The sequence below is a fragment of the Myroides sp. NP-2 genome (genome assembly GCF_014145665.1).
In the GTDB taxonomy this organism is placed as follows: Bacteria; Bacteroidota; Bacteroidia; order Flavobacteriales; family Flavobacteriaceae; genus Flavobacterium.
In genome coordinates, this window is record NZ_JACHTD010000001.1 from 155,057 (window position 1) to 170,468 (window position 15,412).

At 37.9% G+C, this 15,412-nt stretch carries 13 protein-coding genes and 3 tRNA genes; 10 read left to right on the top strand and 6 right to left on the bottom strand.

Features of this window, described 5'->3' with window-relative positions; genetic code table 11:
* Position 1: 1 nt before the first annotated feature.
* Complete coding sequence (locus H4K35_RS00715) at positions 2-298, bottom strand: hypothetical protein (RefSeq protein WP_182625476.1); 297 nt, start codon at positions 296-298, stop codon at positions 2-4.
* A gap of 153 nt (positions 299-451) precedes the next feature.
* Between H4K35_RS00715 and H4K35_RS00720 the strand changes: the two genes are divergently transcribed.
* On the top strand, positions 452-1,327 hold the full coding sequence (locus H4K35_RS00720; protein WP_182625477.1) for an AraC family transcriptional regulator: 876 nt from the start codon (positions 452-454) through the stop codon (positions 1,325-1,327).
* Between the two features lie 61 nt (positions 1,328-1,388).
* On the opposite strand, the gene H4K35_RS00725 is transcribed toward H4K35_RS00720, so the two are convergent.
* The 3 genes from H4K35_RS00725 to H4K35_RS00735 form a co-directional block, all read right to left on the bottom strand.
* Positions 1,389-1,459 (bottom strand) — tRNA-Trp (locus H4K35_RS00725).
* A gap of 44 nt (positions 1,460-1,503) precedes the next feature.
* Positions 1,504-1,872: a DUF983 domain-containing protein gene (locus H4K35_RS00730; RefSeq protein WP_182625478.1), complete on the bottom strand. Its 369-nt coding sequence runs from the start codon at positions 1,870-1,872 to the stop codon at positions 1,504-1,506.
* Positions 1,873-2,121: 249 nt separating this feature from the next.
* The gene (locus H4K35_RS00735) at positions 2,122-2,841 is read right to left on the bottom strand and encodes a hypothetical protein (protein WP_182625479.1); all 720 of its coding nucleotides are present in this window, start codon (positions 2,839-2,841) and stop codon (positions 2,122-2,124) included.
* 470 nt (positions 2,842-3,311) lie between these two features.
* On the opposite strand from H4K35_RS00735, the gene H4K35_RS00740 reads away from it, so the two are divergent.
* From H4K35_RS00740 to H4K35_RS00750, 3 genes are all read left to right on the top strand, one after another.
* Positions 3,312-3,776, top strand: coding sequence for a hypothetical protein (locus tag H4K35_RS00740; RefSeq protein ID WP_182625480.1), 465 nt, complete (start codon positions 3,312-3,314; stop codon positions 3,774-3,776).
* 150 nt (positions 3,777-3,926) lie between these two features.
* Positions 3,927-4,700, top strand: coding sequence for a hypothetical protein (locus H4K35_RS00745; protein WP_182625481.1), 774 nt, complete (start codon positions 3,927-3,929; stop codon positions 4,698-4,700).
* 401 nt (positions 4,701-5,101) lie between these two features.
* The gene (locus H4K35_RS00750; protein ID WP_182625482.1) at positions 5,102-5,662 is read left to right on the top strand and encodes a zinc ribbon domain-containing protein; all 561 of its coding nucleotides are present in this window, start codon (positions 5,102-5,104) and stop codon (positions 5,660-5,662) included.
* A gap of 588 nt (positions 5,663-6,250) precedes the next feature.
* Here the strand turns inward: H4K35_RS00750 and H4K35_RS00755 are convergent.
* Both H4K35_RS00755 and H4K35_RS00760 read right to left on the bottom strand, forming a co-directional pair.
* Positions 6,251-6,324: transfer RNA gene (locus tag H4K35_RS00755), tRNA-Ile, on the bottom strand.
* Between the two features lie 27 nt (positions 6,325-6,351).
* Positions 6,352-6,425: transfer RNA gene (locus tag H4K35_RS00760), tRNA-Ile, on the bottom strand.
* Between the two features lie 702 nt (positions 6,426-7,127).
* Between H4K35_RS00760 and rbfA the strand changes: the two genes are divergently transcribed.
* The 6 genes from rbfA to H4K35_RS00790 all read left to right on the top strand — a co-directional run bounded on the left by rbfA (position 7,128) and on the right by H4K35_RS00790 (position 15,389).
* Positions 7,128-7,520: a 30S ribosome-binding factor RbfA gene (rbfA, locus tag H4K35_RS00765; protein ID WP_182625483.1), complete on the top strand. Its 393-nt coding sequence runs from the start codon at positions 7,128-7,130 to the stop codon at positions 7,518-7,520.
* A gap of 4 nt (positions 7,521-7,524) precedes the next feature.
* A complete protein-coding gene (locus tag H4K35_RS00770; protein WP_182625484.1) occupies positions 7,525-8,730 on the top strand; it encodes an ABC transporter permease in 1,206 nt (401 codons plus the stop codon).
* Positions 8,731-8,937: 207 nt separating this feature from the next.
* The gene (locus H4K35_RS00775; RefSeq protein ID WP_255492323.1) at positions 8,938-11,469 is read left to right on the top strand and encodes a tetratricopeptide repeat protein; all 2,532 of its coding nucleotides are present in this window, start codon (positions 8,938-8,940) and stop codon (positions 11,467-11,469) included.
* A complete protein-coding gene (locus H4K35_RS00780) occupies positions 11,469-13,247 on the top strand; it encodes an HSP90 family protein (protein WP_182625485.1) in 1,779 nt (592 codons plus the stop codon). The genes H4K35_RS00775 and H4K35_RS00780 overlap by 1 nt, the downstream gene beginning before the upstream one ends.
* 1 nt (position 13,248) lies before the next feature.
* Entirely contained in the window at positions 13,249-14,334 is a 1,086-nt protein-coding gene (locus H4K35_RS00785) for a hypothetical protein (protein WP_182625486.1), read from the top strand.
* Complete coding sequence (locus H4K35_RS00790; protein ID WP_182625487.1) at positions 14,331-15,389, top strand: hypothetical protein; 1,059 nt, start codon at positions 14,331-14,333, stop codon at positions 15,387-15,389. The genes H4K35_RS00785 and H4K35_RS00790 overlap by 4 nt, the downstream gene beginning before the upstream one ends.
* The last annotated feature ends 23 nt before the right edge of the window (positions 15,390-15,412 follow it).

A 15,412-nucleotide genomic window follows, 5' to 3' on the forward strand; every position in this document is an offset into this window, starting at 1 on the left:
TTTATTCTACAGTTACGTAAATTGGAATTTTCTCAAGACTCGTCGGTTGACTCGCCCCCCAGTCGCTAATGTTTTTAGCCGTGGTTATTGTATCGACGCTCTCAAGTACAACTTGTCCGTTTGCCCAAATGGTTTGAGCCGTGATATGGTGAATGCTATCTCCAGCAGGAATCGTCTTTAAGGTAACTTCTCTCGCTGATTTTTTATCTAGTGATTCTAAGTTTTGTGACGGCTGTTGTTGAGAACATGCAGTCGTGATTAAGGCAATTACGCCCCCTGCTATTATTGCTTTTTTCATTGGAGCAATTCTTTTTTAGATTGAGTAACAAAGTTTGAAAATAAAATTTGCTTATGCAATTCTTATTTGCTAAAATGAAAGTTATTGTAAGATAGTTAATTATATTGGGCTTGGTAGAATTTCTTTTTACTTTTGTTTGAAAAGGGGAAGAACATGGACGAAATAGCAATCTTACAAATTAACGATATTACACATAATAATCTGCAAACGGATTTTTATGCCAATCGGCTATCCCAACATTTGATTGACAATCACAGTCATATTGAACGACCTCATAAGCACAACTTCTATGTAGGTGTGCTGTTTACAAAAGGGGAGGGCATTCACGAGATTGACTTCAACCGTTATGAGGTAAAACCAGGAACGGCCTTTATGTTGGCGCCAGGGCAAACACATAGCTGGGAGTTGTCAGACGATATTGAAGGCTATATCTTCTTTCATACCCAGAACTTTTTAGACTTGTATATGTTGAAGGAATCGCTACGCGATTATCCTGTTTTCCGTTCGGCTTTTTATCCCAATCGGGTGTGTTTGACCGAGGCAGATACCCAGATTTTGGCTTTTGTTCTCCATCGCATGGTGGAGGAAGTTCAACAAGAGCAGTGGAAACGCAACCAGCAATTGGTGAGCTTGACCTTGCTGTTCTATATTGAAACGAATCGCATTCTCCTTCAAGGGGAAACGTTTAAGACCATCCATAATAATTTATATGCCACGCATCTGCAGCTGTTCGAAGAATTGATTGAACAACACTTTGCAGAAGAAAAATCTGCTGCGGTGTATGCGGGCTGGATGAATATGACGCAAAAGCATTTGAATCGCGTCTGCAAGACAATGGTCAATCAAACAACGACAGATATCATTTTGGATCGCGTTGTCCTAGAAGCTAAGCGCATGATGATTTATACGGACTATCCGCTCAACGATATTGCCTCCATGTTAGGCTATGACGATTATTCGTATTTCTCTAAGTTATTTAAAAAACGCGTAGGCGAAACACCAAAAGAATTTTTTAAACGTTATCAATAATTGGTTTGCAGTTGACAGTAAATAAAAAAGTCCTTACAAGTTGTAAGGACTTTTTTTTTCGCACGGGTGGAGGGATTCGAACCCCCATCAACGGTTTTGGAGACCGCTATTCTACCCTTGAACTACACCCGTTTTTGTTTCAAGTGGTGCAAAGATAATTAACTTTTTGAAAGAAACTATTCTTTTTTATAAAATATATTTAACCAAATTATGCGCGATAATCGGTAGTTAAATGTCCATGATAAAAATATTACAACTACAATAGCGATAAAGGTTTGAAGCAGAGTGATCTGCGTGTCAAATAACGCATTGATGATTAATCTCAATACCATTACTGCACACATCTGGGCAACAGTAAGTCCATAGCTTACATACATCCCTCCAAAGTAAAAACCAGTTTCCCTATGGAAATTATAATGACAATGTGAACATTCTTTCGTCATTTTTGGCATGCGCATGGTGATGGGATTTCCCTTATCATAGAATAAATCTTCTTTGCCACAGTTTGGGCATTTTCCACTGAGAACTCTTGATATGTATGACATAAGATAATTTTTATGCAAAGTAAAGTAAAAATACTGAATTGCAACGGTTTTAAAATGCTGTATTTTGGTGTAATTCGGACATTTTAAATGGTATTTTTACTTTTTGTTTTTGTTGGGTTTCTATTTATATCGCTGATTGTCTTTCTAAAAGCAAAAGGGAAAAGACATCCCTATCCAAACAGATGAGGGCTAAAAACACAAAAACAGCAGTAAGGGTTAGTTTACTGCTGTTTAGTATAAAGTAATTTTTTATTCCGTTTCGCTCTCTTCTGTATAGTTTTCTTGCTCTACTTCTACCTCATTTGAAGAAGCTTCCCTAATATTTAAGTATTTCAAAGGATTCGTCTCATTTTCTCCATTGTAGTAATCGTCAAATTCTTTCACCAAGTTTGCGATTTCTTCTAGCGACATTACGTCGTTTTCCTCTTTAGTTACATTGTAGTACTGCGCTAAGTTAAGGCGATCGGTGTCGTATTTTTTGCGAAGCGCCGTTTTTTGGGCAGCGTATATTTTTCTGTCCATGCCGTACTTTCTGTAGATCTCTTTTTGTTCTGCTTTATAAACAGCATCTAACTCTTTTAGATCAGCCTTGTAGCCATTGTCTTGTTTATTGGCTAAGTCGTATTCTACTTTTTTCTGTGCCCATAGATCCATTTGATCTTTGGTCAGTGTGCGTTGAATGAATAAAGCGTATGACTCTTTTACTTTTTTTGCCGTTTCATTTTTCTCAACGGGCAACATATCAGTTCTGTCGTTTAACGCTTGAAGATCTCTTTTGATGTATTCGTTTTTCACGACAAAAGAAGCTTCTTGTTTATGACTTAGACCCAATTCAGCTTTATGTTCCAGAATCGTTTCTAAGTCTTTGTATACAACAATGTCATTAGCTGTCATAATCACAGGTTTTCTCTGTGCGTAAGTCGCAGACATCGTCAACAAAAGGATGGATAATGAGATAATCTTTTTCATCTTTTTCTTTAATTTCTTTCAATTGCAAATTTAATATAAAATAATCTTTTTCCTCCTGAAGTATAGTTAAATAAAGTAAAGCACAAGGTGTTCTAATCTGTCCTATTCTATACTACGGTAGTTGATTTATCAAAAGTTTTGGATAGGAATGCTATCCTGTCTTTTGTGCTCATTTTGGGGGAAATAGTATTGCCCACAAAATTAAACATATGTTTATTAAAATTAGTTAAATTTTTTTAAAATATGAATTATACTAACGTTTATGTCTTTTTTTTGTTTTCTCCTGCTTTTTGCCTTTGAAATCCTAAGTAATCTCCTTTAAAATAAACGTTAATTATACTCTTTTGGTATGTTCGCTTAGTTGATTTGTATAAATATTTCGTCGATTTCTATTGTATCCGACTTTTTTTGTTTTTTATTTGTTGCGTATTTTTGTTTTTTTTATGATAATTAATTACATATGTGATTATATGCAAGATCTGTGCCGAAGTTTAAATTTTGCTTTTTTTTGTGATAGATTGCGATTTGTTATCGGTTTGCTTTTGCTCTGTTGCTTGCCTTTTTCACTTCATGCACAAACCCAAGGCGATCAAATACAAGTGTTTACTACCGGTACAACTATTGATTCTGTTCGTATAGCAAACCCAAGTCAAGGGGAAGTGTTTCTTGAAATTAAAAGTTATTTTGAAGAGTATAGCGCCCAAAAACCTGGGAGTATTATCGAGTTTTATTGGCTAGGTCAACAAAAAAATGGAGATATAAACGTGCGCTATGTCTTTACTAATGCAATCATCGACTTTCATATGGAAACAAGTATGTGCTATGCGAATAATGAGAAACAGACTTTAGAACTGAATGTAGGGCGTCGCAGGCCTTTGTTACTCCAACTTATGCTTGGTGTAAAGGAGGGTATACTCCATGTGGATCTGCTGTGAATGACGCCTTCAGTGGATAAGAGTGTTCTGTTACACGCCTTTTTAAGTTAATTTTTCGTATTCGTTAGCTTTATTTTTTGTAATGGCTAGTTTTTTTTCTACTTTGCGTATTCCTTCAAGGAAAATGAACAACAAAACCCTAGAAAATCAATGAAAAAGCCAGCGATTCTTACCTTACTATTGTTAACGATGAGTACTGCTGCATTTGCACAAATGGCACTCAATCGAATTGATTCAAATCCACAATGGAAGCAGTATGATCATTTTTTTGAACAAGATCCGGAAAGTGTGTATCCCAATGATCGCATTGAATACGAATTAAAAGATGGACGCATTAAGAGCTATCGCTTGTACTATAAAGATGAATTAGGAAAGTTATTCGATGTTTTCTACGATGATAAAGGACAAGTATCTCAAGAAGTTTTGATGTATGATGCCGACCGCGGCCAAGTGCGTGAGGTGGTATATCAAAGTACTTTTACCTATGATGACAAAGGGATGCTCGTGGATGATGGGGAACGTACTTTTACGAAATTTGTCAAAGGAAGACCGATGCTAGTTACGTCTCGCGAGTTTTCGGAAGAATATAAACGCGGATTTAGTACGGTAAGAGCCTATAACGAAAATGGTTCTATTCGCCTAGAAAAGACTACTTTTTTTGAAGATGGAGAGAAAAAAATTCGCACGACTACTTATAAGTATGATTCGTGTAATAACGTTGTTGAGGTAAGCAGCAGAACGATTGTAGCGCCTGTTTATTCAAAACAAAGAAAGCGCAAAAAAGACCGAACTCCGCCTAGACGTCCTGTGATTGAAAAGGAAGTATTTGCATATGAATATGACAATGGTTGTATTTGGACAAAAAAATACAAAGTAGAAAAAGAAGAAAAAACCCTCTTACGCGAAAGAGAACTTGTAAAATAGCACAAAAACCAATCAAACTATATTATGTTAAGCCCAATGGATGTTTTATTCGTTGGGCTTTTTTTATATAGGTTGGTTGCCAATTTATTTACAGCGTGACTGGCCGTGATTTGACTATAAGTCGATCTATTCAGTTGTTTTTGTTTTATTTAGATACCACTTTAGACCGTATTTTAATGTAGGGACTAGGAGTATGAGTCAAAGAAGACACAGGTCGAAGTGCACTTCAGGTGTGAAGGAGTAGAGACAAAAAGAGGAATAAAAGCGGGGGTTTTGAAAATGGGATTTGGGAATTTGTTAACTTTGTCAATCAAAGAAAGAGAGTAGAAAACGCAAACGGATAGAAGCGCCTATACTTCTTTACTTTACAGCGATAAAACCAACTAAAACAAATACAAAAGATGAAAATTATTTGTCAAAATTGCGATACAGAAAATGTGAATACATCAAAGTATTGTTCGAATTGTGGATACCAACTGCCAAAGATTGAGATCGAAACAGCAACAGCAACACCTGTACAAACGGAAAAAGAGAAACCAAAGAAAAAAATGCCCCTTGCGTCATTGCTGGGTATTATTTTTGGCGTTTTACTCATTGTTGGTGTAAGCCAATATTTTTTGAGACCGACACTTGATATTGATGAAACCTTAGCTGTAGTGGCTTCGGAGATAAACAAAAACTATCCGATGTATATCGATCAAGATTTGAGAATGGACAATACGATGGCGATGCCAAATAAAACCTTGCAATACAATTATACGATTGTCAATTATGCAAAAGAAGAACTCAATATGGAGGTCGTGGAATCAACGCTTTTTACGGGTATTTTGGAGAATATTCAAACGAATCCCGACCTGAAAGAAATGAGAGATGCCAAGGTGACATTTAATTACTATTACAAGGATAAAAATGGAGTTTATGTAACGAAATACGTTGTTACTCCAGATATGTATGCAAAATAATGTAAGTCTATGGCAACAAAGCAGATTAATGGAATATTTTTCTGTGGAATTGAAAGGATAGTAGAGTAACTTACTGCAGGAGATTGAGTTGAGGGTATGAGGGCAAATTCTTTGAGCACGACATCGAAAAAAATACAGCACAATATAGCGAAGAGATAGAAAAAAATACACCTGAAAACAGGTGTTTTATTAGAACAATTGAAGATGCAAAAGATAAAAAAATCCTGGATTAATACTCTTGTTTTGGGCATTAGTATGATTCTTAATCTAGTTCTCGCTGTACTGCGTATGGGAGGATTGATTGTTCTAGTCATGTTCATGCATTTGCTACATGTGTTACGCAAGAAAAGGTAGAGGACAGTTCGGGTAAAAAAGAGTAGATGATAAGAATAGGCGTACTATGTGAAATCAGAATAAACGCATACCCCAGTTTTTATCGTTAGTAATATAACTCAATGTATTTCAAAAAAACTACATGCTTAAACCTAATCTCTCCTTGTCTTTAAGAATTTTGTTTATTTACTCCTCTTGTCAACCCCCTAAAAAAAATAAACCCCTCACTACCAAGGTAATGAGGGGTTCTTTCTGTGGTCCCACCTGGGCTCGAACCAGGGACTTGCTGATTATGAGTCAGCTACTCTAACCAGCTGAGTTATAGGACCGGTCGATTTGACTGTAAATTTTGATTGTGGTCCCACCTGGGCTCGAACCAGGGACTTGCTGATTATGAGTCAGCTACTCTAACCAGCTGAGTTATAGGACCAGTCAAATTGACAATTAGAGGTTGCAATATTACTGCGTATTATTGGTTTTTGCAAGAAATAGAATTAAAAAATATTAATTTTATTCCCTTGCCGAACGAAGTCCTCTCTTAGGGTGTAGCCGCTTTTTCCTCTTCCTTCCCTTTCTTTTTTCCCCTTCTTGTGCTCCCTTTCTTTTCTCGTTGGGTGTAGCACAGTTTATTAGCTCTAATAGCTGGTCTTTTTCTCCTATTTTGATAGCATAACAAGGAGATAGATTATTTCCAGCTAATAAAAAAAATAAAAGGAGAGATACCGTTGGTTGCACCTTTCGTTATGGATAATGATCGTTACCAGATATCTGGGGTATTTCTTTGGATGCCCTCCAACAGTTCTCCAACTGCCCTTAGAGAATGCTTGGAAAAAAGGTTGTTTTGTCGAAGAAGGCTCGAAGAGGACTCGAAGGAGACTCTAGGCATTCCTAGTCGAGAACTTAATCATTCTAATCCTCTTCATGTCCGCTATATATAGTGATAAAAAGGTGTTTTGCAGTGTAGGAATTAGGACGAGAGTGACAGCTTAGTCCCTAGAAAAGCGCCAAAATAGTTTTTTTACAGGGATAAGGCTTTTCTTTTTATCAGCAGGAGGATTAATTTTATCCAACAGAAGTCATTGAAGCGTGAAATATAAAAAAAATCCTATCCAAAAAATTGTATTTTTGCAACATGGAGACAAATAGACAAAAGAAGATGGGAGCACTTCTGCAAGGTGACCTAGTAGATATATTACAAGGAGAAGTGCGCAAGAACGGAATAAGCAATTTGATTATTTCAGTTTCTAAAGTACACATTACCTCAGATTTATCAATTGCAAAAGTGTTTTTGAGCATTTTCCCTGCTGAGCGCGGTGGAGAGTTGTTGAAGGCTATTCAATCGAATGCGCCACTAATCAAACACGACCTTGCACAACGAGTGAAAAATCAAATGAGAAAAGTACCTGATTTGCTGTTTTATGTAGACGATAGCTTAGAGTATATCGATCAAATTGACAAAGCATTAAAAGGAGACGAAAACCCAATTGCCAATCCAGATTTATTGGCAAAGAGAAAGAAAAAGTAAAACGTTGAAGATATCATTTTACATAGCCAAACGCTATGCTTTTAGCAAAAGCAAGAGCAAAGCAATTAACGTCATTACTGCAATAGCTTCTGTAGGTATTGTGGTGAGTGCTATGGCGATGTTAATTGTGCTAGCTGTGTTTAGTGGTCTTCGTTCGTTTAGTTTGTCGTTCACCAATGAGTTAGATCCGGAGCTAAAAGCGTTTAGTAAACAGGGAAAAAACTTCGTTGTGGACCAGGCTCAATACGAAAAATTGAGTCAATCCCCTTTATTTTCGGGGGTTGCTCGTGTAGTAGAGGATCGGTTGCTTTTTACCTATAATGAAAAGCAAACCGTTGCTATACTCAAAGGCGTCGATGCTGATTTTCCAAAAGTCAGCCAATTTCCTGAAAAAATAGAGTTGGGCAACTGGATTGAAGCAGACACGGATGAAGTTGTTGTAGGCTTAGGCATGGCGTATTTATTGTCCATGGGGTTATTCGATGTAGAACATAACCTACAAGCGCTATCGATCAAACCGGGTTCTGGTGTAGTCAGTAATCCAGAAGATGCCTTTTTAAACACCTATTTGCATCCTGTTGGAATCTATTCCCTTCGCAATGAAGAACTGGATAGCAAATACGTATTTTGCGATATTAAATTAGCACAACACTTACTCAGCCTTTCTGAAAATGAATACACCAATTTGGAATTTGCCCTCAATAAAGGGGTGAGTGAAAAAGAGGCGATTACCTTTATTCAAGAGGTCATGGGAGATAGCGTGGTGTTAAAAAACCGCATTCAGCTAAACGATAGCTTGTATCGCATGTTGAACACGGAAAATGCAGTGGTGTATTTTATCTTTTTATTGGTGGTGATCATTGCCTTGTTCAACCTAGTTGGGGCCTTACTCATGATCATCCTAGAAAAGAAAACAAACATCAAAACCTTAAATGATTTAGGCGTTTCCCTAAAGCAACTCAAACGCATCTTCTTGTTGCAAGGCCTTATTATTAGTACTGTTGGTGGTCTATTGGGTATTCTACTCGGCATTATTTGCGTGTTGATTCAAGAACATTTTGGATTGATCTTAATCCGCCCGGGATTCGCTTATCCCGTTGAGTTTAATATTAGCGATGTATTCGTCGTATTTTTCTCTATTTTTATTCTTGGATTTATTGCTTCTTACATTGCTTCCTCTCGTGTAAATAAAAAATATTTACACCACTAACCTTCTATACCCTTTTTGCTTTTTTTTCTTTCGAATGTATGCTTCTTACAATCAGTAGGTTGTATTTTATTTATTTTATATCCCTAACATTGGGGAAATTAACTTTTCCGTTGCACACTTTTATAGAATTAACAAATTATGTCGTCTGCGTTTCATAAATTTGTTGTTGGCTGGATTGGATCCAGTAATCAAGAAAAATTGTTTTATTTGAAAAAGAAAAAAATTATGGGCGAGTTTAATGTGAAATACTTAAGCTATATCAGTGAGTTTGCTAATGGGCAAGAAAGTTTAAGTGGAGCTGCACAAGCGTATTTAGCAACCAATGATTATTCAGATCCAGTTGACTGGTTTAAAGCGCATGCTTTGTGTATGTTAGCCTTGCAAACAGGAAAAGAAGGCGCAGTATTTCAAGAACTGTACGAGCAAATTAACGAAGAATCAAACCGCGAGCGCAGTAGTTTTTACCTGAATGACAAGGATTATGCGCTTTGGTTTGACGATGTGGTGTTGTTAAATCAGTTGTTTATCGATAAAGGATATGCAAAGGCGTACACCTTTATGCATGAGCTATACATGAATGCCCGTTACGGGTTTAAAGACGATGAGAAGGCAGCTGCCTATTTGAAACAAGGATTTGAAACGGGAGATCTTACTGCTAAAGCCTTTATGGGGTACAACGTATATTACGGAAATTTAGGTTTTGAACAAGATGTAGCAAAAGGATTGGAGCTCATTCATTCATCCTATGGACCGGGTAATCGCGTCGGTCCTTTATTTGCACTAAATATCGAGTTTCGCGCTTGCGAATCACCTGAAGAAGGAAAAGCCGTATTGGATAAATTCCACGATTTAATTCACTTGGAAAAACGTGGACTATACGTTTTAGCCGATTATTATTTGCGCGAAGGGCAAGATGAAAAAGCAGTGGAAACCTTTTTAGAAGGTATTCAGCACAACAGCGGATATTGTAACTATATGATGGGCTTAATGATTTGCAACACGCGTTTTGCTCCGCTAGGATATGAGATTGAACAAGGATTTCCCTATTTACAAGTTGGATTTGAACACGGCATTGCATATGCTGGTTTTGTCCAAGGATACTATTATTTATACCCAGCAGATCAAAGTGAACCTCAGTTTGAAAAAGCGATACAATCGCTGGAAAAAGCGGCTTTATACGGTTCAAATGAAGCTTTGTTAGAACTGGCTATTTTGTATTTATACCACAACGACTACAAAAACATCGAACAAGGATTAGCGTATCTAGACCGTGCAATTGAAGCAAAATCGACACGTGCGATGAACGAAAAAGCAGTGGCTTTATTGGAACATCAAGAGATAGCACGCGATGTAGAGGGCGCTCAAGCACTCTTACGTCAAGCGATGGAATTAGGGGATGACTATGCTCCTTATCGCTTAGGATATGGCTATCAGTTTGGTGAATTTGGTTCAGAAGAAGAGTACAACAAATGCATTGAATACTACGAAATCGCTGCAGAACGCAACAGCGGATTGGGAATTGAATACGCAGGACGATACTATCGTTACCACGAAAACCCAGAGTTGGACAAAGCTATTGCTTACTATGAAAAAGGCATTGAGCTTTATAATTCCAACTACTGTAAGGTAGAGTTAGCGATGATGTTAGAGCGCGGGTTTGGACTCGAAGAAAATCCAGCAAAAGCAGAACAATACTATTTAGAGGCAATTGAAAACAACTATCCCTATGCGGCAGTTCGCTTGGGGTATATGTATGAAGATGGTTTATTGGGCGAAGCGGATCTTGAAAAAGCAAGATCCTACTTTGAAATGGCTGCCCATGCAGATTTTGCTGAAGGTATCTATCAATTTGCTCGTTGCAACCGCTACGGAATTGGAGGTCCTGAAAATCGTGAATTAGCGTTTGAGCTCTTTGAAAAAGCCCTCGAATACGGCTATCAAGACGCGAATGTCGACTTAGCTTTAGCCTATGAAGAAGGAATGGGAGGAAGAGCGGAAAGTCCCGAAAAAGCTGTAGAATACATGACTGCAGGTGCTGAAATTGGATTCAGCTACGCACAATATAAATTAGGAACTTATTACCTCTATGCTTATGGCATAGAAAAAGATTTGGATCTAGCTAAATACTGGTTGGAAAAAGCCAATGAAAACGGATCTGCACTAGCTATGCTGACCCTAGGAGATTACTATTTATACGGATATGAAGAAGATCAACCATATGACTTAGCTTTCCCTTATTACGAAGCAGCAGAACAACGTGGCTATGTGTCAGAAGGACTGGGCATTTGCTACCAATTTGCCATTGGCGTTGAACGAGATGAGAAAAAAGCATTCCATTTCTATAAAATGGCCGTTGAACGCGGCTATGATGCAGCTTATTTCCGCATGGGAATGTGTTACTACTACGCAATCGGAACGGAAAAAGACTATGTAGAAGCGATGTATTATTTGAGAGAAGTAGCAGATCGTGGAAATATGGAAGCTGCCGCTTATGTAGGCGTTATGCTAGTGAAAGGGGAAGGCGTTGCACAAGAAGCCGTAGAAGGGGTAAGCTATTTAGAAAAAGCTGCGAATAACGGATATGAAATGGCACAATACGAATTAGGTAATTGTTATTTAAAAGGAGAAGGTGTAGAGCAAAATGATGAATTGGCGCTACATTGGTACCAACAAGCTGCAGAAAACGGAAACGAAGATGCACAGAAAATCGTTGGTGGCCCAAGAAAAAGAAGAAGATAATGGACAATAAAAAGAACTATCAGTTCCAAGTTAATATGAAGGGAATGATTGAACTGTTGAGCGAACATATTTATAGTTCGCCAACAGTATTCATTCGCGAATTATTGCAAAACGGCGTGGATGCCGTTACAGTTAGAAAAGGAATTGATGAACAGTTTCAAGGAAAAATAACCTTGTTTTTTGATGAAGATCAGTTGATCTTTCAAGACAATGGCGTTGGATTAACACTCGAAGACATGCACCAGTTCTTGTCGGTTATTGGACAGAGTTCAAAACGAGGAGAATTAGCAGAAAAAGATCTAATCGGTCGCTTTGGTATCGGTTTGCTGTCGTGTTTAGTGGTATCTGAAGAAATTATTGTGGAATCTCGCTCCTTGTATAAGGAAGAATCGGTGCGTTGGATCGGTAGAGCTGACGGTACCTATGACGTTGAAATGATCGACTTGCTTCCTGAGGTTGGAACACGCGTGATCCTACAAGCAAAAAAGAATTGGAGATCCCTGTTTAAAAAAGAAGAAGTCAAACAAAATGTACTGTTTTACGGTAGTGCCCTACCAATTGAAATCAAATTGGTAGAAAATGGGGTGGTTGATGTGCTGTCTGATGGAAAACCGATTTGGTTAAATCCAAAGGCATCCAAAGAGGAACTATTGGCCTATGGGAAAGAAGTTTTTAAAACAAAATTCCTAGATGTATTCCCTATTTCATCAGAAGCAGGTGATATCAAAGGCGTAGCCTTTGTGATACCCAATAAAGTAAATACATCGACCTCCAAAGAGCACAAAATCTTTTTGAAACGCATGTATTTATGCGATCAAGCTACCAATTTATTGCCTGAGTGGACGTCGTTTGTTCGTTGTATCATCAATTCAAATGGGTTACAACCTACGGCATCGCGCGAATCACTGATGAATAATGCCTTGTTAACTGAGGCAAAAAAAGAACTGACAACTTGTTTCAAAGATTACCTGAAACTCTTGTCTGTTTCGAATCTGGAAAAATTAGAACACCTCATTTCCATTCACCATTTGTTTATCAAATCACTAGCGGCTTCCGATAACGAAATTTTAAAATTATTTGAAGACTATTTGCCGTTTGAAACCAATCAAGGAATGTTGCTCTTCAGGGATATTCGTACGAATTATGGCACTATTTTCTATACGCCATCCTTAGATGATTTTAGACAAATTCGCCGTATTGCTGGATCTCAACAAAAACTGGTGATTAACGCGGCTTACAGCTATGAGGCTGATTTAATTCAAAAAATAAAAGCTAGCAACCCTGTGTTAACTATTGAGTTGATCAAGCCTAATGACGTATTAGATAGTTTTGAAGCTGCATCGATTACTGATGACAGCCTAGATGTATTTATCGAAAAGGCAAACAAAATACTAAAACAACAGTATTGTAAAGCAGAAGTCAAGCGCTTTGAACCCCAAGATACAACCGCGATCTATATTGCCAATGAAGAGGCATTGAACAGCAAGAGCATGCAAAACTTATCTCAGAGTTCAAACCCTTTTGCAGCGGCTTTAGGTCATTTTAAAAAACAAGAAGAAGTGTTGCCTACCTTGTGTTTTAATCAACAAAATGAGTTGGTAGCTAAACTGTTGATGATTAAAGATCCTGAACTTTTTGAGGCGTTAATTAACGTGTTATACGTACAAGCGTTGATGTTGGGAGGTTATACGATCAACAAACAAGAGATGGATATCTTTAACCATGCCCTTTATCAATTCGTGATCTTGGGGATGACTAATTTTTTACCTGAATTTTAAGATGCTCCACCGTTTAGAAATACAAAAAATACTGCTGCAAATCCAAGAGGAATACACTGATTCCAAACATTGTATTGCTCAATTGAAACACGCCATTTACTTGGCAGATAAACACGCAGATTTGAGTTGGGGAATTGACTTACGCATGATGTTGATTCGCGAAGAACGCTGCTCTTCCGCTTGTATTGAAAGCCCATTGGCTTTTGCTTGGTTGTTGGAACAAGCGCGTTTGCATCCCGAACAACTATCAGAATCTGAGTTTTTGGAAGAATACGAATGGATGATCTGTTCGGCCTATGGGAATGTGAATATCCCTTTGGAACAAGTATATGCCATTGCCGCAGATTTGGAACAAAAGTTAGAACATTTCAAATTTTCTAAACGAAGCTACTATTATACCATGGCGGGTTTTGCTCAACATCTTGGTGATTATGAGCTCGGGGCCGCATATGTGGTCAAAGCAAGAGAAGAAGCTTTAGACGAAATTTGTGGGGAAGCCGTGGTGTATGACAATGAAATTGAAAGCGCTTCTCGTTTGGGGCAATTTGATCAAGCGATTGATCTAATGCAACAAATGGAGTACAAAAAAATACGCGATTTCTCCTTGCCTTTCGAAACCTATGTTTCCATGGGATATTTTATGGTGCGCTATGGCGATGATCGCGCTGCTTTATATTTAGAAAAGGCCAAAGAAGAGTTTACTCAATTGTCCGAGGTAAACAGTTCCCTCCTCTATGGATTAACGCGTTTAATTTATGCTTTACACCTAATAGGAGATGAAAGTCTGTGGAGTTACTATGAAATTATTGCAGGCTGGGATATTGACGCCGAAGATGACTTAAAACTGATGTTGAGTCGACATATGATGTTCGTCTTAGACCGAAAAGAGAAAAAACAATTAACCCTATCGCCTTCCGTATCCTTCTATCAAGAAGAAGGGTGGTATGATTTACAAGCGCTGTCAAAAGCATATAAAGCAAGCGCGTATGAATGGGCTCAACGCTTCGATAACCGAAACGGAAATACCGCTGCTCAAGACGAAATCAAACGAATGGAAGACGAGAATAAAAGAAAAAAACAGCTATGAATTACAATTTAGAAATCCAAAAAATCCTTTTAAAAGTAGAGGGTTTAAAAAGTTTAGAAGATAAGATTGTCGCACTAAAAGAAGCGATTCAACTTGCGGATCAACACAATGATATCGATTGGGGGTTTGACCTGCGTTTGGACTTAATTCGCCAAGAGCGCAATACCTCGCGTTGTAGTGAGAGTTTTCCAGCTTTTGCATGGATTTTACATACAAGCGATGCCAATGAAGATTATTTCGACGAATCTGAATTCCTTTGGGAGTACAAATGGATGTTTTGCTCAGCATACCGCAGTGCTTTAATTCCGTTAGAGGAAATTGAAAAAATCGGTGAAGACCTGAAACGCCGATTGGAAAAAAATGGGTTCAGTAATCGTGCGTATAACAACGTGATGACTGGCTTAGCTTTTCATTTGCGCGATTATGATTTGGCAAAAAAATACATCGATGCAGCTAATAGTGAGTTGGTAGATGATATGACCAATTGTTCCGCTTGTGAATTAGATACAGAAGTAGAATTATTGTTGTTTCAAGGAAAATTGGAAGAGGCTATCGTGAAAGCACAAGATCTAATCCACAAGAAGTTGACTTGTTATTCGATGCCGTTCCAGACGTTTTGTAGCTTAACCTATTATTCATGGTTAGCAGGGGATACTGCTGGGGCAGAAAAATACTTCGATAAAGCAATTGAAGAGTACGAAGCACATGACCAATACGACAGCTCTGTTGGCTATTCGATGGGCTTGTTGATGTCGTATATGAATGCAATCAATCACCCAGAAACGTGGTCCATATTTGAACGTATCTCCGCTTGGGATATCGAAGCAGAAGACATTCACCGCTACAATTTTGCACGCTATATGTTGCCAATTATGAAGCAAGGCGGAACAAGACAATTGCAACTCTCTCCACAATTGCCGTATTATAAGGAAAGCGGTACCTATAACCTCGAGGAATTATACGTTTACTTTAAACAACAAGCACAAGAATTTGCTTCGCGTTTTGATGCGAGAAATAAGAATGCGAATTATACAACGGAGATTGCTGCGTTGTAATAAAAAAAGCGAATGAAATTTTT